The organism is Curtobacterium sp. Curtsp22, from assembly GCF_059492135.1.
In genome coordinates this window covers 1238570-1262955 of sequence record NZ_CP168519.1, presented here as the reverse complement: position 1 = coordinate 1262955, position 24386 = coordinate 1238570, and the positions used below count along the sequence as shown (strand labels likewise).

The window sequence follows — 24386 nt, the reverse complement described above, 5'->3', positions numbered from 1 at the left end:
GTCGTGGACACGGTAGCAGGATCGAACGCCCTGGGCGAACGCGCCGGGCGAAACCGGCTCGGCGTCGCGGTCGGTGTCACCGGTTGCGATTAGGCTCGGTACGAGTCGGGCAGGTCGTCGACCTGCATCGGTCTACCAAGGAGGGCACCGACATGGCACGCATCGGAGAGAGCGCTGACCTGCTCAAGTGCTCCTTCTGCGGCAAGAGCCAGAAGCAGGTCCAGCAGCTGATCGCCGGTCCCGGGGTGTACATCTGCGACGAGTGCGTCGAGTTGTGCAACGAGATCATCGAAGAGCGACTGGCCGAAGCCGGCGAGGACACCGCCAGCGGTGACTTCGAGCTCCCCAAGCCGCGCGAGATCTTCGACTTCCTGCAGGAGTACGTCATCGGGCAGGACCCGGCGAAGCGCTCCCTCGCGGTGGCGGTCTACAACCACTACAAGCGCATCCGTGCGCAGGGGCAGATCACCGCAGCGGAAGACCGTGACGACATCGAGATCGCGAAGTCGAACATCCTGCTCATCGGGCCGACCGGCTGCGGCAAGACCTACCTCGCCCAGACCCTCGCGAAGCGGCTCAACGTGCCCTTCGCCGTCGCGGACGCCACTGCCCTGACCGAGGCCGGGTACGTCGGCGAAGACGTCGAGAACATCCTGCTCAAGCTCATCCAGGCAGCCGACTACGACGTGAAGCGTGCCGAGACCGGCATCATCTACATCGACGAGGTCGACAAGATCGCGCGCAAGGCCGAGAACCCGTCGATCACTCGTGACGTCTCGGGCGAAGGCGTGCAGCAGGCGCTGCTCAAGATCCTCGAGGGCACGGTCGCCTCGGTCCCGCCGCAGGGCGGTCGGAAGCACCCGCACCAGGAGTTCATCCAGATCGACACGACGAACGTGCTGTTCATCGTGGCGGGGGCGTTCGCCGGGCTCGAGGACATCGTCTCGTCGCGCGTCGGCAAGCGGGGGATCGGCTTCGGCGCACCCTTGCACAGCCCGCTCGACCAGCAGGACCTCTACGCCGACGTCCTGCCGGAAGACCTGCACAAGTTCGGGCTCATCCCGGAGTTCATCGGGCGTCTCCCCGTCGTGACCACGGTGTCGCAGCTCGACCAATCGGCGCTCATGCAGATCCTGACCGAGCCGAAGAACGCGCTCGTGAAGCAGTACCAGCGGATGTTCCAGATCGACGGGGTGGAGCTCGAGTTCGATCGGGGTGCGCTCGAGGCGATCGCGGACCTCGCGGTGTTGCGCCAGACGGGTGCTCGTGGGCTCCGGGCGATCCTCGAAGAGGTGCTCGGGCCGGTGATGTTCGACGTGCCGTCGGACGACGATGTCGCACGCGTCGTGATCACCCGCGAGTCGGTGCTCGAGAACGCTGCGCCGACGATCGTTCCGCGGCCGAGGGCGAAGCGCGTCGAGAAGTCCGCGTAGCGCAGGGCGCGCGGCGCGCGCTTGCTGCGCTTCGCTTCGCGCGCTGCGCGCCGCGCGCGAGCTGGCGTCTCGCGCGGCGGCGGGCCGGGCGCACGTTCGAACCACGTTTCCGACGTCGAACCGGCCTTCGGTGGTGGTTCGATGTCGGATTCGTGGTTCGACGCTGCGCGTCGGCGCGCTGCGCACAACGCAAGTCGCCCCGAGCCGCGCATGCGCGCGGTTCGGGGTGACTTTGGTTGTGCGCCGGCAGCTTGCGCCGCAGGGCGGCGCGCAGCGTGCGCGCGCGCAGCGCGCCCCGCCCTACTCCAGCCCGCGGCGCCGCAACAGCGGCCCCACCTCGGCATCGCGCCCGCGGAAGTCCCGGTACGCCTCGAGCGGGTCCTTCGCCCCGCCGACGCCGAGCAACTTCGACGCGAATCGCTCACCCGCTGCGCGCGAGAGCCCACCGTTCGAGCGGAACCACTCCACCGTGTCGGCATCGAGGACCTCGGACCAGATGTACCCGTAGTACCCGGCGTCGTACCCGCCCGAGAACGTGTGCGCGAAGTACGTCGACGAGTACCGCGGCGGGACGGCCTCGACCGCGATGCCTGCGGATTCCAGAGCCGCCCGCTCGAAGTCCTCGACCGAGGTCACGGAAGCCGCCGAGGCGGCGGAGAGCCGGTGCCACGCCTGGTCGAGCAGTGCCGCGGCGAGGTACTCCGTCGTCGCGAACCCCTCGTTGAAGCCGGCGGAGTCACTGAGCCCCAGGACGAGCTCCGGCGGCAGCGGCGCTCCGGTCTCGTGGTGCTTGGCGTAGTTCGCCAGGACGGACGGCCACGACACCCACATCTCGTTCACCTGCGACGGGAACTCGACGAAGTCCCGCTCCACGTTCGTGCCCGAGAAGCGGGGGTAGGTGGTGCGGGCGATGAGGCCGTGCAGCGCGTGCCCGAACTCGTGGAAGAGCGTCTCGACCTCGTCCTGTATGAGGAGCGTCGGCGATCCGGCGGCCGGCTTCGCGACGTTGAGGTTGTTCACGACGACGGGCAGCGTGCCGAGCAGCGCGGACTGCTCCACGACGGGGTTCATCCACGCGCCGCCGCGCTTGCCGTCCCGCGTGTAGAGGTCGAGCAGGTAGAGCCCGACCTCCTCACCGGAGGCGCCGCGCACCTCGAACACCCGCACCTCGTCGTTGTACCCGTGCAGGTCGGGGCGCTCGGTGAACGTCAGGCCGTAGAGCTCGCCGGCAGCGTGGAAGACGCCGTCGTGCAGCACCCGGTCGGCCTCGAAGTAGGGGCGGAGCGCCGAGCTGTCCGCCGCGAACTGCTCACCGCGCAGGAGTTCGGTCGCGTACGCCCAGTCCCACGACTCGACCTCGTGACCGAGCACCCGGGCGCGGACGTCCCGTTCGTCGTCCGCGTTGCGAGCGGCCGCGCCGACGAGCGACGACAGCAGACCGTCGACGGCTTCGGGCGTCCCGGCGGTCTCGTCGGCCGTGACGACCGCGGCGTGGTTCGGGAAGCCGAGCAGTTCGGCGCGCTCGGCCCGGAGCCGGACGATGCGCAGGAGGACGTCGCGGTTGTCGTGTTCGTTGCCTCGACGGCCACGGGAGAGCGACGCCTCCATGATCCGCCGACGCAGCCCGCGGTCGGCCAGCGACGACAGCCACGGATGCCCGGTGTAGAGCGGCAGTGTGATGAGCCAGCCGTCGAGCCCCCGGTCGGCAGCGGCTGCGGCGGCGGCGGACTTGGCGCCGTCGTCGAGGCCCGACAGTTCCGAAGCGTCCGACACGTGCACGGCGAGGTCGTTCGTGTCCTCGAGCAGGTTCCGCTCGAAGGTCGTCGTGAGGGTGGAGAGCTCCTGGTTGATCGCGGTGAGCCGTTCCTTGCCGGCGTCGTCGAGCCCCGCGCCCGCGAGGGTCATCTCGGTGTGCGTCCGCTCGACCAGCCGACGGTCCTCGTCAGTGAGGTCGGCCCGGTCGTCGAGCGAATCGCGGACCGCCGCCACCCGTGCGTACAGACGTCCGTCGAGGGTGATCGCGTCGCGGTGCGCCGCGAGGAGCGGGGAGACCTCGGCCTCGAGGTCGTGCAGCTCCGGCGTCGAGTCCGCCGATGACAGCGTGAAGAACACGTGGCTCACGCGGGCCAGCAGCTGGCCGGTGCGCTCGAGCGCCACGAGGGTGTTCTCGAAGGTGGGTTCGTCGGGGGAGGCGGCGATCGCCTCGACCTCGGTGCGCTGCTCGGCCATGCCGGCGTCGAACGCGGGGCGGTAGTGCTCGAGCCGTACCTCGCGGAACGGCGGGAGGGCGTAGGGGAGTGTGCTCGGTCCATCGAACGGGGTTGCCATCGCTCCACCCTACGGACCGGTGACGCTGTCGGACGGGAGGCGCGGTGCGGACCCGACCCGCGCCTCCTGTCCGAGAGTCGGTCGCGTCTCAGGCGCGCGTCGCCGTGTCAATGAGGGTCTCGGCTGCCCGCCGCGCGTGCCGCGCCGGCGTCGTCGACCCGGCGATCGCGGCCGTGGTCTGCGCCCCCTCGGCGAGGAGGGCGAGCTGGGCGGCGAGTTCCTCGGCGGTGGCGGGGTCGCGGACGACCGAGGCCGCGAGGTCCTGCACGAAGCGCTGGAACGAGTCCTTGTGGGCACGGGCGATCTCGGCGACGGCGGGGGAGGTCGCCCCGAGCTCGCCGAACGCGTTGATGAACCCGCAGCCGCGGAAGGTGTCGTCGCCGAACCACGACTCGAGGAAGTCGTAGACCGCGAGCAGCTTGTCACGCGGGGTGGTGGCGGTGTCGACCGCGCCGTGGACTCCGTGTTCCCAGACGTCGTGGCGTCCGGCGAGGACCGCGGCGATCAGCTGCTCCTTGCCGGGGAACGCGGCGTAGAGCTTCTTGAGCGACACCCCGGCGCCGGTGCGGATCTCGTCCATGCCGACGGACTGGATGCCGCGCGCGTAGAAGAGCTGGTCGGCGACGTCGACGATGTGTGCCCGGACGTCGGGGTCGACGGTCGGGAGCGTGCTGGTTGCCATGGCGTACCCCGTTCGCTGCGTGTTCACCGTTCTCGACTTGCGCCGGGAACGACCGTTCTCTAGTGTAAGCCACACCGACGGAGAACGACCGTTCTCCGCGAGGTTCAGAGAAGGAACGACCATGGGTGCCATCACCGTCGGGACCGAGAACAGCGTCGACATCGAACTCCACTACGAGGACAAGGGAACCGGCCAGCCGATCGTGCTGATCCACGGCTTCCCCCTCGACGGCAACTCGTGGGAGGGTCAGGTCCCGGCCCTGCTCGACGCCGGCTACCGCGTCATCACGTACGACCGCCGTGGCTTCGGGCAGTCCTCGCAGCCGTCGACCGGGTACGACTACGACACCTTCGCCGACGACCTGCACACGGTCCTGACGACCCTCGACCTGCACGACGTGATCCTCGTCGGCTTCTCGATGGGCACCGGCGAGATCGCCCGGTACATCGGCCGCCACGGCGAGGACCGGGTCGCGAAGGTCGCGTTCCTGGCCTCGCTCGAGCCCTTCCTGGCGATCACCGACGACAACCCCGACGGCGCCGGCCCGATGTCGTTCTTCGAGGGCATCGCCGCCGACGTGAAGAAGGACCGGTACGCGTACTTCACGAACTTCTACCAGGACTTCTTCAACCTGTCGGAGAACCTCGGCTCCCGCATCTCGGAGGAGGCCGTCCGGAACGCGTGGAACGTCGCCGCCGGGTCGGGTGCGATCGCGTCCGCCGCGGCACCGTTGACGTGGCCGACCGACTTCCGTCAGGACATCCCGAAGGTCACTGTCCCGGCGCTCATCGTGCACGGCACGGCGGACAACATCCTGCCGATCGACGCCACCGGCCGACGCTTCACCAAGGCCCTGCCCGCGGCGGAGTACGTCGAGATCGAGGGCGCCCCGCACGGCCTGCTCACCACGCACACCGCCGAGGTGAACGAGGTGCTCCTGGGGTGGCTCGCGAAGTAGCGCGCGTGCTCGCATCGTGAGCAGCAATGGTCGGGTTCCCCAGCGGGACCCGACCATTTCTGCTCACCAAGCGATGCGCGGCGCGCCCTCAGTCCTCCTCGGGGGCGTCGTCGGGGTTCGTGACCTGGGCGTGACCGGCGTCGTCGAGGTGGATCGAGGTGCCGTCGTCGAGCGCGACCATCGGCTTGCCCTCGAGGAAGGTCAGGGTCCAGCCCCACCCCGCCGTGTCGACCGACTCCGACGCGAGCTCGTCCTCGACACCCCGCACGGCGACGACCATCGCCTCGGGGAGTTGCCCGGGTGCCTCGGCACCCACGTTCCAGCGTCTGCCCAACTGCATCCGTGCCTCCAGTCCGGTGGTGGACGGGCCGGATCGCACACGCGACCCGGCCCGGACGACCGACGTTACGCCTGCTGTTCCGCCAGCTCGATCTCGGTGACGGCCAGTTCCGCGCCGTCCTCGAACGACAGGTTCTCGATGCGGCCGACGGCCGCCAGGTCGACCGCCGCGCGCTCGATGAGCGCCCGCGTCTCGGCCGGGGCCTGCACGACGGCGCGCGTCACGGGCGTCTTCTGGGACGCCTTGGCGGCCGTCTTCGCCCCGCGGATGCCGATGAGCGCCTGGCCCACCGCCCCGAGGAGCCCCGTCGGCTCGGCCTGCGTGGGCAGCTCGGCCACGGTCGGCCAGGAGGCGCGGTGCACGCTGGTCTCGTGGGTCCAGGCCCACACTTCCTCCGTCGCGAACGGGAGGAACGGTGCCAGCAGGCGCAGCAGCGCGTCGATCGCGGCGCGGAGCGCGAGGACCGCGCTCGCCTGGGTCTCGTGCGTCGCGTCCGAGGCGGTGCCGTACGCGCGCTCCTTGACGAGCTCGAGGTAGTCGTCGCAGAAGGTCCAGAAGAAGCGCTCGATCACCTCGAGGGCACGGGCGTGGTCGAACCCGTCGAACGCCGTGGTGGCCTGGTCGATGACCGACCCGAGCTCGGCGAGCACGTCGACGTCGAGCGGCTCGGTGACGCTCGTGGCGCCCTCGGGCAGCGGGAAGCCGTAGACGAACTTCGCGGCGTTGAGGACCTTGATCGCCAGACGACGACCGACCTTGATCTGCTTCGGGTTCTGCGGGTCGAACGTCGCGTCGGTGCCGAGCTTCGACGAGGCCGCCCAGTAGCGGACCGCGTCGGCGCCGTGCTGTTCGAGGATCGACAGCGGCGTGACGACGTTGCCCTTCGACTTCGACATCTTCTTGCGGTCGGGGTCCACGATGAAGCCGGAGATGCTCGCGTGCTTCCACGGGACGGTGTCCGCTTCGAGCTGGCTGCGGAGCACCGTCGTGAACAGCCACGTGCGGATGATGTCCTGCGCCTGCGGGCGGACGTCGTAGGGGTAGACGAGGTCGTAGAGCGCCGGGTCGGTCTCCCACTTGCCCGCGAGCTGCGGGGTGAGCGACGAGGTGGCCCAGGTGTCCATCACGTCGAGCTCGCCCTGGAACCCGCCGGCGACACCGCGCTGGTCCTCGGTGTAGCCCGGCGCCGGCTCGGACGCCGGGTCGACGGGGAGCTGTGCTTCGGTCGGGACGATCGGCTGGTCGAAGACCGGGTTGCCGTCGGCGTCGAGGGGGTACCAGACCGGCAGCGGCACGCCGAAGAAGCGCTGGCGCGAGATGAGCCAGTCGCCGGAGAGGCCGCCGACCCAGTTGTCGTACCGGACGCGCATGAAGTCCGGGTGGAACGCGATCTCGTCGCCGCGCTGCCGGAGCGTCGCCTTGAGCTGCTCGTCGCGGGCACCGTTCACGATGTACCACTGGCGGGTCGAGACGATCTCGAGCGGCTTGTCGCCCTTCTCGAAGAACTTCACGGGGTGGTTGATCGTCTTCACGTCGCCGATCAGCTCGCCAGACTCGGTCAGGGCGTCCACGACGACCTTCTTCGCCGAGAACACGGTCTTGCCGGCCATCTCGGCGTAGAGCGCCTTGCCGCCGTCGGACTCGATCCAGGCCGGCTCGTCGGAGCGGACGCGACCGTCGAACCCGATGATCGCGCGGTTCGGCAGCTGCAGCTCGCGCCACCACACGACGTCGGTGGTGTCGCCGAAGGTGCAGACCATCGCGATGCCGGCGCCCTTGTCCTGCTGCGCGAGGTGGTGCGCGAGCACCGGGACCTCGACGTCGAACAGGGGGGAGCGGACCGTCGTGCCGAAGAGGTCCTGGAAGCGCTCGTCGTCCGGGTGCGCGACGAGGGCGACGCACGCGGGGAGCAGCTCGGGGCGGGTGGTCTGGATGACGACGTCGTCGCCGCCGTCCGTGCGGTGGAAGGCGATGCCGTGGTAGGCGCCCGGCATCTCCTTGTCCTCGAGCTCGGCCTGGGCCACGGCCGTGCGGAACGTGACGTCCCAGAGCGTCGGGGCGTCGGCCTGGTAGGCCTCACCACGCTCGAGGTTGCGGAGGAAGGCACGCTGGGCGCTCGCCCGCGAGGTGTCGTCGATCGTCCGGTACGACTGCGTCCAGTCCACGGAGAGGCCGAGCGTGCGGAAGAGGTGCTCGAACTGCTGCTCGTCCTGCACGGTCAGGCGCTCGCACAGCTCGATGAAGTTGCGGCGCGACACCGGGATCTGGTCGGCCGCCTTCGACGACTTGTTGTCCCCACCTTCGAACGGCGGCACGAAGGTGGCGTCGTACGGGAGCTGCGGGTCGCAACGGACGCCGTAGTAGTTCTGCACGCGACGCTCGGTGGGGAGACCGTTGTCGTCCCAGCCCATCGGGTAGAAGACGTGCTTGCCGCGCATGCGCTCGTACCGGGCCTTGAGGTCGGTGTGCGTGTACGAGAACACGTGCCCGATGTGGAGCGAACCCGAGGCGGTCGGCGGCGGGGTGTCGATCGAGTAGACGTTGCTGCGGTCGCCGGCGGCGTCGCGGTCGAACCGGTAGGTGCCGTCCTGCTCCCAGACCGGGCCCCAGACGTCTTCGAGTCCGTCCACCGTGGGCTTCTCGGGCATGGGCTTCGACATGGCGGGCCTTCCGTTCGGTGCGGTGCTGCGACCGCTGTGTGCGGCACCGAGTCCGTGATGAGGTGCCTGAGTGTGTGCGCGTGCTGCGCAGTCCCACGATCGTAGCGGCTCGCACCGACCCTCCGGTGGCCAATAGCACACGGATCCGGCAGACACGCCGGGCAGCTGATAGTCTGTCGGAGTTTGTCCGGCGGACGCGGGGTTCGCAGGGACTGCAGCGTCGCCGTCCGCCGGGCGCCCGAAGGCAAGACACAGCACTACCGGAGGAACTCACGTGGCACCGAACGAAGCAGGAAACGCACGGGGCGACCGCCCCCTGCGCACCAAGGGCGCCGCGAAGCGCGCACGCCGCAAGCTGACCGAGGACGACGTCACCGTCGTCGAGGAGTCGCTGCTCAAGCGTGCCGTCGCGGCCGCCGCGCTTGGCAACGCCATGGAGTGGTTCGACTTCGGCATCTTCGCCTACCTCACGGTGACGATCTCGAAGGTCTTCCTCCCCGAGGGCGACCCCGCCGCGAACATCGTCGCGACCTTCGGCTTCTTCGCCGCCGCGTTCATCGTGCGCCCCATCGGCGGTGCGGTCTTCGGCCCGATCGGCGACCGGATCGGCCGGCAGAAGGTCCTCGCCCTCACGATGATCCTGATGGCCGCGGGCACGCTCATGATCGGCCTGATCCCGAGCTACAACTCGATCGGCTTCTGGGCGCCCGTGCTGCTGCTGGTGGCGCGGTTCGTGCAGGGCTTCTCGACCGGTGGTGAGTACGGCGGCGCGGCGACGTTCATCGCCGAGTACTCGCCGGACAAGCGCCGCGGGTTCATGGGCTCGTGGCTCGAGTTCGGCACCCTCGCCGGCTACGTGCTCGGCGCATCGATCGTCACGGGCCTGCAGTTCGGCCTCTCCGAGGAGGCCCTGCTCAGCTGGGGCTGGCGCATCCCGTTCATCATCGCCGGCCCGCTCGGCCTGATCGGTCTCTACCTGCGCCTCAAGCTGGAGGAGACCCCGGCGTTCCAGAAGCAGCAGGAGCAGGCCGCCGAGCGCGAGGGGCAGAAGACCCCGTTCCTCAAGCTCTTCGCCGAGAACTGGCGCTCCCTGATCATCTGCATCGGTCTGGTCCTCGTGTTCAACGTGACCGACTACATGCTCCTGTCGTACATGCCGACGTACCTCGAGCAGAACCTCGGCCAGAACGCCACGTTCGGCCTGATCCTCATCGTGATCGTGATGATCCTCATGATGGTCGTCATCACGTTCGGCGGTCGCCTGTCCGACAAGTTCGGCCGACGTCCCGTGCTCGCCGCGGGCTGCGTCGGGTTCATCCTGCTGTCGTGGCCGGCGCTCAAGCTGGTGCAGACCGGCACCGGCGTGGGGGTCTTCGCGGGACTCCTGATCCTGGGCGTGGTGCTCGTGACGTTCACCTCGACCATGCCGTCGACCCTGCCGGCGCTGTTCCCGACGATTATCCGCTACGGCGCGCTCGCCATCGCGTTCAACGTGTCGGTGTCGCTCTTCGGTGGGACGACCCCGCTCGCCACCTCGGCGCTCATCAACGCCGCGAAGGACGCCGGGTACGGCTGGGCCGAGGACATCCCGGCGTTCTACCTGATGCTGGCTGCCCTGATCGGGCTCGTCGCCGTCTACTTCACCAAGGAGACGGCCGCGACGCCGCTGATGGGGTCCGGCCCCACGGTGGCGCACGAGGACGAGATCGCCGGGGTCATCGAGGACTACAACGACCCGGAGTCCGAGCTGGCGCAGTCCGACTGGGCGAAGGACTTCTCGACGAGCGAGATCCCGATCATCTCGGGCGACGTGCCGTCGTCCGGTGACGGTTCGAAGGAGCCCGCGGGCTCGTAGCCGCTGGCTGCCAGGAGGCACGGTGCGCGTCCGTCTCGGACGTCGCGCCGTGCCTCCGCTCGTCCGGGCGCGGTGCGCGGCGCGGCGGTGCGCGGCGCGGCCCTGCGCCGAGACTCGGCTGGCCGGACGTTCCTCGGGCCTCCGACCCGCGAAAGTGTCCGCCGGGCCGAGTCTCGGCGACCTCAGGCGCGCGGCGCGCGCTACGCGGCGCCGGCCTCGGGCCGCGGGCCCGCGGCGAGCCGCTCGGCGGCCCGCAGCAAGCGCGCGGTCACGGCGTGCGCCGGGCGGTCGAACACCGTCGCGGCGGGGCCCTGCTCGACGACCCGGCCCTCGTGCACGACCAGCACGTCGTCGGCCATCCGCCGGACGGCCCGGAGATCGTGCGACACGAAGACCATCGCCACGCCCGTGCTGTCCCGGAGTCCCTCGAGGAGCGTCAGCACCGCGTCCTGCACCGTGGCGTCGAGTGCCGTGACCGGTTCGTCGAGCACGATGACCTCGGGCGACGTCGCGAGCGCGCGGGCGATCGCGAGGCGCTGTCGTTGCCCTCCGGACAGCGTCAGCGGCGAGCGCCGGCGGAGTGCCGGGTCGAGCCCCACCTGGTCGAGCGCCGCGTCGATGCGGGGACCGAGCGCACCACGGGTCGACCGCTCGGCGCCGCGGGTGAACGCGTCCGCGACGACCCGCTCCACGCTCCACCGCTCGTCGAACGTCGCCCCGGGGTCCTGCACCACCGCGGACACCCGGTGCCGCAGGGGCCGGCGGGTGCGTTCGTCGAGCGGCACCCACGGCGACGAGTCGAGCGTGACCGTGCCCGCGTCGGGGAGTTCGAGGCCGAGGAGCATCCTCGCGAGCGTGGTCTTGCCGGACCCCGACGCACCGATCACCCCGAGGACGCGCCCGCGCTCGAGCCCGAACGACACGTCGCGCACGGCGGGCACGCCGTCGAACGCCCGCGCGAGCCCCTCGGCCGCGAGCACCACGCCCGCACCGTGCGACGCCGGCGGTTCGGTGCCGGGTTGCGCGCTGGGTGCGGCGTCGGAGCCTCGCACGCGGTGGTCCGCCGGGGTCTGGCCGACGAACCCCGCACCGTGCGTGCCGCCACCGCCGGCGAACCGCGCACCGTGCGTGGCCTCCGGCGCCCCGGCACTCTCCGCACCCGTCCCGCGCGCACCCGCCCCGGGCGCACCGGCACCCGCACCCGCGGCCCGCACCAGCGCCCGCGTCGCCTCGTGCTGCGGCGCCGCGAACACCGACGCCACCGGCCCCTGCTCCACCACGCGTCCCTCGTGCACGACGACCACCCGGTCCGCCCACCCCGCGACGAGCCCGAGGTCGTGCGTGATGACGAGCAGCCCGGCGCCGCGCGACTGGGCCGCACGCAGCTGCTCCATCACGGTGACCGCGACCCCGGCGTCGAGCGCGGTCGTCGGTTCGTCGGCGACCACGAGCTCCGGCGACCCGACCGTGGCCGCGGCGATGAGGGCGCGCTGGCGCATCCCGCCGGACAAGGAGCCCGCAAGCCGACCGTCCGTGGCGAGCGCCGGGTCGAGGCCGACCGCGGCGAGTGCGTCCCGCACGGCCCCCACCCGCTGCGCCGCCGTCATGTCCGTGTGCAGCCGGAGGGCGTCCGCGACCTCGCGCCCGACGGGACGCAGCGGGTCCAGGGCGCCCAGGGCCTCCTGGCCGACGTAGCCGACCCGCGAGCCGCGCACGCTCCGCCACCTGCGGTCCGAGAACGCCCGGACATCGAGCCCGGCCACGGTCAGCCGGTCGACCCGGACCGACGAGCCGGGCGCCGACAGGCCGAGCGCCGCCCGTGCGGTGACGGTCTTGCCGGAGCCGGAGGCGCCGACGAGCGCGACGCACTCGCCGGCATCGACGTGCAGCGCGACGTCCTGCACGACCACTGCCCCGCCGATGGTGACGGTCAGCCCCTGCACGTCGAGCACGGTCATCGGATCGCTCCTGTTCGTCGGATCGCCCGGCCGAGCACGGTCACCGCGGTCGCCAGGACCACGATCGCGAGGCCGGGGAAGGTGCTCATCCACGGGGCCGTCTGCAGGTAGGTGCGACCGTCGGCCAGCATCGCGCCCCACTCCGGCGCCGGTGGCGGGGTGCCGACGCCGAGGTAGCTCAGCGCCGAGGCCCACACGATCGCCTGCCCGACGCCGAGCGTCCCGACCGCCACGACCGGCCAGAGCGCCGCGGGGAGCACGTGCCGCACGGTGATCACGGCGGGGGAGCGGCCCATCAGCACGGCTGTCTCGACGACCTGCGAGCGGCGCGCCCGGAGCACGAGCCCGCGGACGATCCGGGCGTACCCGGGCGCCGTGGCGAACCCGACCGCGAGCATCGCCGGGACGGGCCCGGGGCCGGTCACCGCGATGACGACGAGCGCCACGAGGAGCAGGGGGAGCGCGAACGCGACCTCGGTCAGTCGGCCGACGACCCCGTCGACGACGCGCCCGCCGAGTCCCGCGACCACGCCGAGCACGACCCCGACCCCGCCGCCGACGAGCGTCGCGACCACACCGACCACGAGCGACGCCCGCGTCCCGGCGACGACCCGGGCGAGGACGTCCCGCCCGGACTCGTCGGTGCCGAACGGGCTCGACCACGACGGCGCCTGGAGCGCCTGCGCCGGGTGCACGGCGAGCGGGTCGCCACCGCCGAGCAGCGCCGGCCACACCGCCGCGACCACGGCCAGCGCCACGACGGCGGCAGCGGTCCATCCGGCCGGGCCGAGCGTCCCCCCACGGACTCGCTCGGACCGTCCGGCGGACGCGTCACCCTGGGCACCGGCCTGGAGGCGCGGTTCGGCGATCCCGCTCACCGTGCGCCCGCCCCGTGCCGGGTGACGCGCGGGGCGCGACGCCGGGTCGCCCCCGCCCCGGCCGTCCCGCCGGCACGCGGGTCCACCACACGCTCGACGAGGTCCGCGACGGCGAGCACGACCACGTACGCGGCGGCCGACACCAGCGCGATGCCCGCGACGAGCGGCATGTCCCGCTGCGTCACCGCGGTCACGAGTGCACGCCCGATGCCCGGGAGCGCGAACACCGACTCGACGACGACCGCACCGGACACGAGCGAACCGAACGCCCAGGCGGACAGGGCGATCCCCGGGAGTGCGGCATGCCGGAGCAGGTGCCGGCCGAACAGCCCCGCGCGGGTCTCGCCACGGCTGCGGGCCGCGAGTGCGAAGGCCGACCGCTGTGCGTCGACCACGCCGTCCCGGACGGTCTCGGCGAGGTACCCGGCGACCGGCACGGCCACCGTGACGACCGGCAGCACCCAGCCCCGGGCCGAGCCGTCGCTGACCGCCGGCACCCAGCCGAGGGCGCTGGCGAACACCACGATGAGGACGCTGCCGAGCCAGAAGTGCGGGGTGACGCTCGCGGTGACGCTCAGGGCGCTCGTGAGTCCCGCGGCGAACCGACCGCGCTGCGTCGACCACCACGCGGCGACGATGGCGAGCACCCAGGCGACGACGAGTCCGGCCACGGCCAGGGTCAGGGTGACCGGGAGCTGCTGCCCGAGGAGCGTCGACACCGGCGTCCGGAACGCGTACGAGTCACCGAGGTGCCCCGTCGCCAGACGCCCGAGGAACACCGCGTACTGCACGAGCACCGGCCGGTCGAGGCCGTACTCCTGTCGGACCTGCGCGACCGCCTCGGCCGAGGCCTGGGAGCCCGGTCCGCCGAGGATCGCGAGCGCCGGGTCGCCCGGGATGAGCCGGATCGCGACGAACACGATCGTGGCGACCGCCCAGAGCACCCCGATGCAGCCGGCCAGGCGGCGCAGTCCCCACAGGGTCCACGCCGACCACGCGGGGGGCGTGCCTCGACGTCCGCGACGCAATCCGTGCCTCCCGTCCGACGATCGCGAGGTCGCGATCAGCGGTCGATCCAGGCCGTGCCGAACCACGGCGTCGACACCGCGGTGGTCTGCACACCGTGCACGCTCGACCGCAGCAGGAAGTGGTTCTGCTGGTCGTAGAGCGGGAGGACGGTGCCGCTGGACAGGATGATCTCCTGCGCCTGCTCGTAGAGATCGCCGCGCTCGGACGTGTCCGAGGTCTGCGCAGCCCGCTGGAGCAGATCGTCGAGCTTCGGGTCGTCGAGCTGGGCGAGGTTCGCGAAGTACCCGGACGGTGCCGGCGTGATGCTGGCGGAGTCGTACAGGATGCGGAGGACGTCCGCGCCCACCTTCGTGTACGGCGCGCTGACGACGTCGTACTCGTTCGCCGCGAGGGCCGCGTACCAGCTGGAGAGGTCGAGCTCCTGCAGCACGACCCTGAAGCCGACGGCCTTCTCGGAGGCCTGGATCTGCTGGAACAGGCTGCGCTCGGCGGGGACGGACTGGTTCGTCGACACCGGGAACGTGACGGTCAGCTGCTCACCGTCCTTCTCGCGGATGCCGTCGCTGCCCACCTTCCAGCCGGCGTCGTCGAGGAGGCGTTTCGCCTTCGTCGGGGAGTACTGGAACAGGCTCTTGTCGGAGTACCCGTACGGCTCGACGCTGGAGAGCACCGAGTACGAGCGCTTCGCCGTCCCGAGGAAGAGCGACCGGATGCCGGGGTCGATCTCGGCGCCGGCGATGAAGGCCTTGCGGACGGCCTCGTCGCGGAAGACCCCGTGGCCGGAGTTCAGCTCGAGGCGGTTCGACGCACCGGGGCGCGGCGCGTCGAGGTCGCGGATGGACCCCTTCGACGAGGCCGCCTTGAGCTGGTCGGGCTGGGCGTTGTCGATGACGTCGACCTGGCCGGACTGCAGTGCCGCGTACCGCGAGGTCGAGTCGGGCAGGAAGCGCCACGTGATGCCGTCGAGGCGGGGCTCCGTGCTGCCGCGGAGCGGCGTGTAGTCGGCGTTCTTGCGGAGCGTCACCCGGTCGCCGTGCTTCCAGCCGGTGACCTCGAACGGGCCGGTGCCGACCGGCGACTCGCAGTTCACCGCCTGCGAGCGATCCAGCGCCTTCGGGGACTCCATGCCGACCCACGGCTGCGAGAACGACTCGAGCAGCGCGCTGTCCGGCCGGCTCAGCGTCAGGGTGACCGTGTGGTCGTCGGTGGCCGTCGCCTTCGTGATCGACTGCAGCGCGAGGTACCCCGTGCTCGACGCGGTCGCCGGGTCCTGCACGTGCTCGATGTTCGCCACGACCGCGGCGGCGTCGAAGGGCGTGCCGTCGGTGAAGGTCACGTCGTCGCGCAGCGTGAAGGTGAGCGTCCTGCCGTCGTCGCTCGTCGTCCAGGACTTCGCCAGCGCGGGGACGGGCTTGCCGTCGTCGAGCGCGGTGAGCTCCTCGATGTACTGGGTGGACAGGAGCGCCTGCGGGTAGTTGCCGCCGACGTGCGGGTCGAGGCAGGTCGGTTCGGCGTCGCCCGAGGCGTACGTGAGCGTGCCGCCGTCGACCGGTGTGCTGTTCGACGTCGCGGTGCCGCCACCGGTGCAGCCGGCGAGCACGAGGAGCAGTGCGGCGGCGCCGGCGACCACGGCGGTGGTTTTCTGTACTGAGTCCAAGATCATGGCTGGACGAGTCTAGCGGTTTACTGGGGCCCATGGACGAACCGATGCGCCGCGGTGGCCGCCCCCGACGCTCGAGCGCCGAGGTGCTCGCCGACGCCGCGGCCGAGCTGTTCCTCGAGCAGGGCTACGGGCGGACCACGGTCGACCAGATCGCCGCACGGGCCGGGGTCAGCCGTGCGACGTTCTTCAACTACTTCACGGCGAAGTCCGACGTGCTCTGGCTCGACCTCGACGCCGCGGTCGCGACGCTCCCGGCGTGCCTCGCCGCCTCGACCGAGGAGTCTGCGGTGCGGGCCGTCGAGGCCGCGCTGCTCGCCACCGCCCGCGCCCACGACCCCGACCGGGTCCCCTGGGCGATCGCACAGGCCGAGGTGATGGGCATCGGGGCCGAGCTCGTGGCGAGCGTCGCGGCACGGGTGACGGCCCAGCACGCGGCGGTGGCGGCCTTCGTCGCCCGCCGGACGGGGGAGCACCCGGCGGCGCTCTGGCCGCAGACGGTGTCCGGCGCCATGCTCGGGGCGGCCGCAGCGGCGTTCGGCGTCTGGGTCTCGGACGGGGTCGGGCGCCGACCGCTCGTCGAGTACGTCGGGGCGGCGCTCACCCCGGTCGCAGCGGGTCTCGACTCCCACTGAGGTCCGGCCCAATAGGCTCTCTCCCCATGACCCGCGCGCGATGGACACGAACCGCGGTCTTCGCCGTGGTCGCCCTCGCCGGGGTGTTCGTCGCGTACTGGCACATCGGCCGACAGAGCACCTACGTCGACGAGTTCACCTACACGCGGGCCGGGTGGGACTACGTGCACGGGGTGCTCACCTCGAACCTGCAGCACCCGCCGACCGGCAAGTACCTGTTCGGCGTCGCGCAGCTCGTGTTCGGCGAGGGCGTGCTCGGGCCCCGTCTCGTCGCCGCGACGGCCTCGTTCGGAACCGGCATCGTCCTGTTCGCCTGGCTCCGGCGTCCGATCGGGTACTGGGGCGCCGTGCTCGCCGCCGGGCTCTGGTGGCTCACGCCGCGTGCCGACTCGCCGACGTGGGCGGACGTCGCGTCCGGCACGGCCGCACGGATCGACCGGCTCGCCCTCCTCGAACCGCTGATGACCTTCTTCGCCGTGGCGGCGCTCGCCGCGGCCTGGCAGTGGGCGACCCGACCCCGACGCCCCGCCGACCGAAGCACGGCCTGGGACGGCTGGTGGTGGATGGCGCTCGCCGGTGCCCTCCTGGCGCTGTCGGTCACGTCGAAGGTCACCACCACCGTCCTCGTGCTCGCGCTGGTCGCGGTCCCGCTCCTGTTCCGGCGCTGGTCCGGGCTGCTGACCGGGGGCGTCGCGGCCGCCGCGGCGTTCGCCGTGGTGTTCGTCGTCGCGTACGTGCCCGTCGGTGGGGTCCGGGCGATCACCTTCATGATCGAGTTCCAGGGCAAGCACGACACCCGCGGGCACATCATCTCGGTCCTCGGGAAGACGTACATGATCGCGCCGTGGTGGACGAACTTCGTGCGGGTCGTCGAGGGGGTCGGGTGGCCGACGGTCGTCGTGCTCCTGGTCGGGATGGCCGCGGCGTTCGCGATCCGCCCGGACCGGCTCGTCGCGCTCCTCGGGATCGCGCTCGGGATCCTCGTCGTCTTCTACTCGACGGCCAACGTCGCACTGCCGCACTACTACCAGGCGTGGATGCCGTGGATCATCGCGCTCGCCGCCGTCGGGTACACCCGGCTCGCCCGGCTGCGGCCGCCGCGCACGACCGTGGTCGCGCTCCTCGCTGTCGTGGTGACGATCGTCCCCGCGTTCGTCGTGGTGCGGACCGTCGCCGAGACCCGCACCACCGGGTTCGCCCGGCTCGAGGGGGTCCTCGAGGAACGCGGGGTGCCGGACGACGTCCGGGTCCTCGTGTCGGGGTCGGCGCAGCAGTCGTTCGCCGTGTTCATCGGCCGTCGTGGCGCGACCCAGGGGGTGACGCACGGGGACTACGGCGTGCTCGTGGCCGGGATCGACCCGCGGTTCCCGATGGACGACGACCTGCGGACCCTGCTGCGGGAGCACCCGGAGCGGTTCGAGGAGTTCCGGCTCGACGCGCTGCGGGTGTGGGTCGTGCGGGACGGCCTGGTGATCGAGCGGCGCGGGGACACCGCGACCCTGGTGCCCGCCGACCGCGGCTGACCCGACCGCGCGGCAGATGCGTGCGGCTCAGTCGGTCCGGAGCGTGCCGGCCCCGCCCGCGGCGACGTCCTCGGCCGTCCCGTCCCGCACCACCTCCGGCACGTCGTCGCCCGTCGGCACGAGCGACTCGTCGCCGGGGTAGCTCAGGGTGAGCACGGCCTCCTCGATGTACTGGCTCTCCTCGAGGGACTTCTCGACGTCGCGCAACCGCACCGCCACGTGCTCCTCGTTCTCGTTGCCGGTCAGGTCGACCGCGGCGACGAGGTAGACCCGCGAGGGCCCGACGAACTCGAGGTGCAGGTAGGTGACGCGCTCGATCTGCGACCGCCCGAGCAGCTCGACGAGCACCGCGTTCTCGAGTTCCGGGGACGTGCTCTCCCCGAGCAGGAACCGACGGTTGCGGTCGATCAGGACGATCGCGACGACCCCGAGCAGGATCCCGATCGCGATCGAGCCGACGGCGTCGAAGACCGCGAGGCCGGTGACCTGGTGGAGGAACACCCCGAGGAACGCGACCACGAGGCCGATGAGTGCCGCGGCGTCCTCGGCGAAGACGGCACGGAGGGTCGGGTTCGACGACTGCAGGACGTGCCGGAGCACCGGCACCCGCCGCTTCGTCGCCGCGCCGTGCGCCTGCCGGTACGCCTGCAGGAAGCTCGTGCCCTCGAGGCAGAACGACAGCCCGAGGACGATGTAGTTCAGCAGCACGTCCTCGGCCGGCCCGGTGTCCCCGAGCTCGGTGATGCCGTGGTAGATCGAGACGATGGCGCCGGCGGTGAAGAGGCCGAACGCGGCGAACATCGACCAGATGTACGTCTCACGGCCGTAGCCGAGCGGGTGCGCGGTGTCGCGCTTCCTCGAGCCACGCCGTTCGGCGACGAGCAGGAAGATCTCGTTGCCGGTGTCGGCCCAGGAGTGCGCGGCCTCGGCGACCATGGACGCCGACCCCGAGATCAGGGAGGCGATCGTCTTGGCGATCGCGACGAGCAGGTTCGCGCCGAACGCGATGACGACGGTGAGCAGGGAATCAGGACGCTCCTGCTGCGCGGGGGCAGCATCTGACGAGGGCATCGCTCCAGCATGCTCCCGTCCGCTAAACTCGTGCACACAGGCGTCGATCCGGCCATCACCGGGGAGCCTCCGGAAGAACCCGGCCGTCAGCACCATCGACCGCCGGCAGTAGAACCGGGCGGACCGGGCCGCGCACGCCCCGGCAACGAGCGGTCGCCCCGGGTCACCCGGAGCGGCAAGCGAGGTGGTACCGCGGAGCCTGCTCCGTCCTCGTGGTCCTGAGAACCGGCAACCCACAGGAGCCCCGCGGTGCGCTACCCACTTGATTCCGACGCAGACGGCGTCGTCCCGTCGCCGTCCTTCCCCGCCGTCGAGCAGGGGATCCTCGCCTTCTGGAAGGGCGACGGCACGTTCCAGGCGTCGATCGACCAGCGCGAGGGCTGCGACGAGTGGACGTTCTACGACGGCCCGCCGTTCGCCAACGGCCTGCCGCACTACGGCCACCTCCTGACCGGGTACGCGAAGGACGTCTTCCCGCGCTACCAGACCATGCGCGGCAAGCAGGTGCACCGCCGCTTCGGCTGGGACACGCACGGCCTGCCCGCCGAGCTCGAGGCGATGCGCCAGCTCGGCATCACCGAGAAGCACGAGATCGACGAGATGGGCGTCGACGTCTTCAACGCCGCCGCCAAGAAGTCCGTCCTCCAGTACACCGACGAGTGGCAGCAGTACGTCACCCGCCAGGCGCGCTGGGTCGACTTCGAGAACGACTACAAGACCCTCGACGTGACGTTCATGGAGAGCGTGCTGTGGGCGTGGAAGCAGCTCTGGGACAAGGGGCTCGCGTACGAGGGCTTCCGGGTCCTGCCGTACTGCTGGAACGACCAGACGCCGCTGTCGAACCACGAGCTGCGCATGGACGACGACGTCTACAAGATGCGCCAGGACCAGTCGGTCACGGTGTCGTTCCCGCTGCAGGGTGCGCGCGCCGAGTCGCTCGGGTTGGCCGGCGTGCGTGCGCTCGCCTGGACGACGACCCCCTGGACCCTGCCCACGAACGCCGCGCTGGCCGTCGGGCCTGCGGTTTCGTACGTGGTGCTGCCCGCCGGTCCAGGAGGCGCGGCTGACGGTGGCGCCGCCGGCTCCGCCCGGTACATGCTGGCGTCGGACACCGTGGCCGCCCACGCGAAGGACCTCGGCTACGAGACGGCCGAGGACGCCGCTGCCGCGGTCGTCCGCACCCTGACGGGTGCGGAGCTCGACGGCGTCGAGTACGAGCGCCTCTTCGACTTCCTCGCGGAGACCGAGGGCATGGAGAACGCCTGGAAGATCCTCGTCGCCGACTACGTCGAGACGGGCGAGGGCACCGGCATCGTGCACCAGGCCCCGGCCTACGGTGCCGACGACCAGGTGGTCTGCGCCGCTGCGGGCATCCCCGTGGTGCTGTCGCTCGACGAGGGCGGTGTCTTCACGTCGCAGTTCGGCGAGGTCGCCGGCATGCTCTGGTCGGACGCGAACAAGCCCCTCACGAAGGCTGTCCGCGACGCCGGTCGACTGCTCCGCCAGGCGTCCTACGAGCACAGCTACCCGCACTGCTGGCGCTGCCGGAAGCCCCTCATCTACAAGGCCGTGTCGAGCTGGTTCGTCCGCGTGACCGAGTTCCGCGACCGCATGGGCGAGCTCAACCAGGACATCAACTGGGTGCCGGACAACGTCAAGGACGGTCAGTTCGGCAAGTGGGTCGGCAACGCCATCGACTGGTCGGTGTCCCGCAACCGGTACTTCGGCACGCCGATCCCGGTGTGGCAGTCCGACGACCCCGAGCACCCGCGCACCGACGTGTACGGCTCGCTCGAGGAGATCGAGCGTGACTTCGGTCGACTGCCGGTGAACGCCGACGGCGAGGTCGACCTGCACCGCCCGTTCATCGACGACCTGACGCGCGCCAACCCGGACGACCCCACCGGGAAGTCGACGATGCGCCGGATCACCGACGTGTTCGACGTCTGGTTCGACTCCGGGTCGATGCCGTACGCCCAGGTGCACTACCCGTTCGAGAACCGCGAGTGGTTCGAGTCGCACAACCCGGCCGACTTCATCGTCGAGTACATCGGGCAGACCCGCGGCTGGTTCTACGTCATGCACGTGCTGTCCACCGCGCTGTTCGACCGGCCGGCCTACAAGAACGTCATCAGCCACGGCATCGTGCTCGGCTCCGACGGCCAGAAGATGTCGAAGTCGCTCCGGAACTACCCGGACGTCTCCGAGGTGTTCGACCGCGACGGTGCCGACGCGATGCGCTGGTTCCTGATGTCGTCGTCGGTCATCCGCGGCGGGAACCTCGTCGTCACGGAAGAGGGCATCCGCCATGGCGTCCGCGAGTTCCTGCTCCCGCTCTGGTCGACGTACTACTTCTTCACCCTCTACGCGAACGCGTCGGGGGAGTCCGGGTACCAAGCGTCGCGGAGCACGGCGAGCACCGACGTGCTCGACCGCTACCTGCTCGCGAAGACCCGGGTGCTCGTGTCGGACGTGCAGCAGCACCTCGACGCACTCGACACCCCGCTCGCCGCCCAGGCCGTCCGCGACTTCGCCGACGTGCTGACGAACTGGTACGTGCGCCGGTCGCGCGACAAGTTCTGGCTCGGCGCCGAGTCCTCGCCCGAGGCCCGTGCCGCGTTCGACACGCTGTACACCGTGCTCGAGACGCTCACCCGCGTCGCCGCACCCCTCGCCCCGCTCGTGACCGACGCGGTCTGGCGGGGACTGACCGGCGGCCGCAGCGTCCACCTCGAGGACTTCCCGGACGCCGAGGAGTTCCCGGCCGACCAGGCGCTCGTCGACGCCATGGACCGCGTGCGGGACGTCGCCTCGAAGGGGCTCGCGCTCCGCAAGGCCACCGGCAAGCGCGTCCGCCTGCCCCTCGCCACCCTGACGCTCGTGGTGCCCGACCCGGCGGCCGTCGAGCCCTTCGTGGACATCCTCCGCGACGAGCTCAACGTCAAGCAGGTCGTGCTCGAGCAGCAGGAGGAGTCGTCGCTCGGTCGGTACGGCATCGAGCGGAAGCTCACCGTGAACGCCCGTGCCGCCGGACCCCGCATCGGCAAGCAGGTCCAGCAGGTCATCCCGGCCGCCAAGAAGGGCGACTGGACCGCGACCGAGTCCGGCGTGACCGTCGGCGGCGTCGACCTCGTCGAGGGCGAGTACACGCTCGACCTCACCGTCGCCGACGACTCCGTGGCGGTGGCGTTCCTCGACGGCGGCGGCTTCGCGGTGCTCGACACCGTGACGACGCCCGAGCTCGAGGCCGAGGGGCTCGCCCGTGACGTCGTCCGCGCCGTCCAGCAGGCCCGCCGTGACGCCGACCTCGACGTCAGCGACCGCATCGTCCTCACTCTCGGTGCGGACGAGGTCGCCGACGCGGCGGTCCGCACCCACCAGCAGCTCATCGCGGGGGAGACCCTGTCGACGAGCGTCGAGATCGTGCCCCTCGGGGCAGACGCCACCACCACCGACGTCGGTGACGGTGCGAAGGTGACCGTGGAGGTGTCACGCGCATGAGCGAGTACCCCGAAGAACCGTCCGAGGACGGCATCGAGATCCCCGTCGGCCCCGCCGGTGCGACGGATCCCGCCGACGCCGTGCCCTACGGTGCGGACGACGACGAGGTCAAGCGCGTCGAGGCGGCCCTGTACGCCCGGATCGGCGAGCAGTCGCCCGAACACCGGCTGTCCGCGACCCGGCGCGCCGTCGAGCTCCTCGGCGACCCGCACCTGTCGTACCCCGTGATCCACCTGACCGGCACGAACGGCAAGACCTCGACCGCGCGCATGGCCGAGAGCATCGTCCGGGCACACGGCCTCCGGACCGGCCTCATGACGAGCCCGCACCTGGTGTCGATCCGGGAGCGCATCGTCATCGACGGCACCCCGATCGCCGCCGACCGCTTCGTGGAGAACTGGGACGACATCGCCCCGATCCTCGAGATGACCGACCAGGAGCTCACCGACAAGGGCGAGCTCCCGCTGACCTTCTTCGAGGCGCTGACCGTCCTCGCCCTGGCGTGCTTCGCCGAGGCTCCGGTCGACGTCGCCGTGATCGAGGTCGGCATGGGCGGCGAGTGGGACTCCACCAACGTCGTGCAGAGCCAGGTGCAGGTGTTCACGCCGATCGCGATCGACCACGCCAAGCAGCTCGGCAGTACCGTCGCCGAGATCGCCCGCACGAAGTCCGGGATCATCAAGCCGTCGTCGTCGATCGTCTCGAGCGCGCAGACGCCCGAGGCGCTCGCCGAGCTGCAGCGCGCGGCCGAGCTCACCGAGTCGACCCTCGCGGTCGAGGGGGACGGCTTCCGGCTCGTCGACGTGACGCCGGCCGTCGGCGGCCAGCTCATCACCGTGCAGGGCATCGCCGGACGCTACGACGACCTGTTCCTGCCGCTCTTCGGCCGGCACCAGGCGCACAACGCCGCCGTCGCGATCGCCGCCGTCGAGGCCTTCCTCGGCCGCGGTTCGCAGGCCCTCGACGAGGACGTCCTGTCCGAGGGACTCGCCGGGGCGACCAGCCCCGGCCGGCTCCAGCCGATCGCCACGGGTCCGACCGTGGTGGTCGACGCGGCGCACAACCCGCACGGCGCACGCGCGCTCGCCGAGGCGCTCCCCGTGGCGTTCCCGTCCGAGCACGTGGTCGGCGTCGTCGGCATCCTCGGCGACAAGGACGCCCGCGGCTTCGTCCGCGCGCTCAAGGACACCGTCGCGACCTTCGTGGTGACGCAGCCGCCGGGGGAGCGCGCCCTCGACGCGGACGAGTTCGCCCGGGTCGTGGTGGACGAGGTGGGCGAGGACCGGGTCGTCGTCGAGCCGTCGCTCGAGGCCGCCCTCCAGGAGGCCCGTGACCTCGCGGACGACGCCGAGGCGGACGACGCCATGGTGCTCGTCGCGGGCTCGATCGTGATGGTGGGCCGCGTCATGGACCTGGTCCACGCCGAAGGCGGGACGAAGTGACGGACGCGGGCCGCGCCTCCAGGACCCCACGCGCTCCGCGCACCCGTCGGCCGCGACGCGATCGCGGTGCGCGGGAGAGCCTGCTGTCGATCACCCTCGTGCTCGAGGCGATCATGTTCTTCTTCCCGATGCTCGTCGTGTTCGGCAAGGGGACGCTCCCGCCGGCGGTCGCGTTCGGCGGTGGCATCGGCTCGATGATCGTGCTGGCGCTGGCCTCTCGCCTGACCGGCAACCGCGCCGGTGTAGGGTTCGGGTGGCTGCTGCAGGCGGCCATCCTCGCCACCGGGTTCATCGAACCGTTCATGTTCGCCGTGGCCGTGGTGTTCCTGGCGCTGTGGGTCTTCTGCTTCGTCAAGGGCGGTCAGCTCGACCGTCAGAACGCCGCGAGACGCGCGGCCCTCGGCGAGGACTGACCACCCCGTTCGACCACGAA

General features: G+C 71.3%; 17 protein-coding genes. 8 read left to right on the top strand and 9 right to left on the bottom strand.

Translation table 11 applies throughout. The features are described from left to right. Positions 1-152 precede the first annotated feature (152 nt). A complete protein-coding gene (clpX, locus tag ACEN8D_RS05935) occupies positions 153-1433 on the top strand; it encodes an ATP-dependent Clp protease ATP-binding subunit ClpX (protein ID WP_022907244.1) in 1281 nt (426 codons plus the stop codon). 300 nt (positions 1434-1733) lie between these two features. Here clpX and ACEN8D_RS05930 read toward each other — a convergent pair whose 3' ends face one another. Both ACEN8D_RS05930 and ACEN8D_RS05925 read right to left on the bottom strand, forming a co-directional pair. Next, on the bottom strand, positions 1734-3761 hold the full coding sequence (locus tag ACEN8D_RS05930) for a M3 family metallopeptidase (protein WP_092384030.1): 2028 nt from the start codon (positions 3759-3761) through the stop codon (positions 1734-1736). A gap of 88 nt (positions 3762-3849) precedes the next feature. Beyond that, positions 3850-4443, bottom strand: coding sequence for a TetR/AcrR family transcriptional regulator (locus ACEN8D_RS05925; RefSeq protein ID WP_413461649.1), 594 nt, complete (start codon positions 4441-4443; stop codon positions 3850-3852). Positions 4444-4564: 121 nt separating this feature from the next. Between ACEN8D_RS05925 and ACEN8D_RS05920 the strand changes: the two genes are divergently transcribed. Then, positions 4565-5401: an alpha/beta fold hydrolase gene (locus tag ACEN8D_RS05920; protein ID WP_413399308.1), complete on the top strand. Its 837-nt coding sequence runs from the start codon at positions 4565-4567 to the stop codon at positions 5399-5401. An 88-nt stretch (positions 5402-5489) separates the two neighbouring features. Here ACEN8D_RS05920 and ACEN8D_RS05915 read toward each other — a convergent pair whose 3' ends face one another. Both ACEN8D_RS05915 and valS read right to left on the bottom strand, forming a co-directional pair. Further along, positions 5490-5741, bottom strand: a complete 252-nt coding sequence (locus ACEN8D_RS05915) for a hypothetical protein (protein WP_071301756.1) — start codon at positions 5739-5741, stop codon at positions 5490-5492. 65 nt (positions 5742-5806) lie between these two features. Beyond that, on the bottom strand, positions 5807-8401 hold the full coding sequence (gene valS, locus ACEN8D_RS05910) for a valine--tRNA ligase (protein WP_413399306.1): 2595 nt from the start codon (positions 8399-8401) through the stop codon (positions 5807-5809). A 274-nt stretch (positions 8402-8675) separates the two neighbouring features. Between valS and proP the strand changes: the two genes are divergently transcribed. Beyond that, positions 8676-10256, top strand: coding sequence for a glycine betaine/L-proline transporter ProP (gene proP, locus ACEN8D_RS05905; protein ID WP_309887967.1), 1581 nt, complete (start codon positions 8676-8678; stop codon positions 10254-10256). 200 nt (positions 10257-10456) lie between these two features. On the opposite strand, the gene ACEN8D_RS05900 is transcribed toward proP, so the two are convergent. The 4 genes from ACEN8D_RS05900 to ACEN8D_RS05885 form a co-directional block, all read right to left on the bottom strand. Beyond that, the gene (locus ACEN8D_RS05900) at positions 10457-12214 is read right to left on the bottom strand and encodes an ATP-binding cassette domain-containing protein (RefSeq protein ID WP_495601197.1); all 1758 of its coding nucleotides are present in this window, start codon (positions 12212-12214) and stop codon (positions 10457-10459) included. Next, the gene (locus ACEN8D_RS05895) at positions 12211-13092 is read right to left on the bottom strand and encodes an ABC transporter permease (protein WP_083403305.1); all 882 of its coding nucleotides are present in this window, start codon (positions 13090-13092) and stop codon (positions 12211-12213) included. Before ACEN8D_RS05895 ends, ACEN8D_RS05900 begins: the two co-directional genes overlap by 4 nt. Beyond that, the gene (locus ACEN8D_RS05890; protein WP_495601196.1) at positions 13089-14036 is read right to left on the bottom strand and encodes an ABC transporter permease; all 948 of its coding nucleotides are present in this window, start codon (positions 14034-14036) and stop codon (positions 13089-13091) included. The genes ACEN8D_RS05895 and ACEN8D_RS05890 overlap by 4 nt, the downstream gene beginning before the upstream one ends. Before the next feature lie 119 nt (positions 14037-14155). Beyond that, positions 14156-15784, bottom strand: coding sequence for an ABC transporter substrate-binding protein (locus ACEN8D_RS05885; protein ID WP_413398386.1), 1629 nt, complete (start codon positions 15782-15784; stop codon positions 14156-14158). A 32-nt stretch (positions 15785-15816) separates the two neighbouring features. Between ACEN8D_RS05885 and ACEN8D_RS05880 the strand changes: the two genes are divergently transcribed. After that, positions 15817-16416: a TetR/AcrR family transcriptional regulator gene (locus ACEN8D_RS05880; protein WP_070416563.1), complete on the top strand. Its 600-nt coding sequence runs from the start codon at positions 15817-15819 to the stop codon at positions 16414-16416. 26 nt (positions 16417-16442) lie between these two features. Further along, positions 16443-17939, top strand: coding sequence for a glycosyltransferase family protein (locus ACEN8D_RS05875; RefSeq protein WP_413398385.1), 1497 nt, complete (start codon positions 16443-16445; stop codon positions 17937-17939). Positions 17940-17966: 27 nt separating this feature from the next. On the opposite strand, the gene ACEN8D_RS05870 is transcribed toward ACEN8D_RS05875, so the two are convergent. Further along, the gene (locus ACEN8D_RS05870; RefSeq protein WP_071295394.1) at positions 17967-19010 is read right to left on the bottom strand and encodes a cation diffusion facilitator family transporter; all 1044 of its coding nucleotides are present in this window, start codon (positions 19008-19010) and stop codon (positions 17967-17969) included. A gap of 249 nt (positions 19011-19259) precedes the next feature. On the opposite strand from ACEN8D_RS05870, the gene ileS reads away from it, so the two are divergent. The 3 genes from ileS to ACEN8D_RS05855 are packed head-to-tail and all read left to right on the top strand — an operon-like array spanning position 19260 to position 24366. Next, positions 19260-22511, top strand: a complete 3252-nt coding sequence (gene ileS, locus ACEN8D_RS05865; protein ID WP_413398384.1) for an isoleucine--tRNA ligase — start codon at positions 19260-19262, stop codon at positions 22509-22511. Next, entirely contained in the window at positions 22508-23953 is a 1446-nt protein-coding gene (locus tag ACEN8D_RS05860) for a bifunctional folylpolyglutamate synthase/dihydrofolate synthase (RefSeq protein WP_083403306.1), read from the top strand. Before ileS ends, ACEN8D_RS05860 begins: the two co-directional genes overlap by 4 nt. After that, on the top strand, positions 23950-24366 hold the full coding sequence (locus ACEN8D_RS05855; protein WP_070416559.1) for a DUF4233 domain-containing protein: 417 nt from the start codon (positions 23950-23952) through the stop codon (positions 24364-24366). The genes ACEN8D_RS05860 and ACEN8D_RS05855 overlap by 4 nt, the downstream gene beginning before the upstream one ends. The last annotated feature ends 20 nt before the right edge of the window (positions 24367-24386 follow it).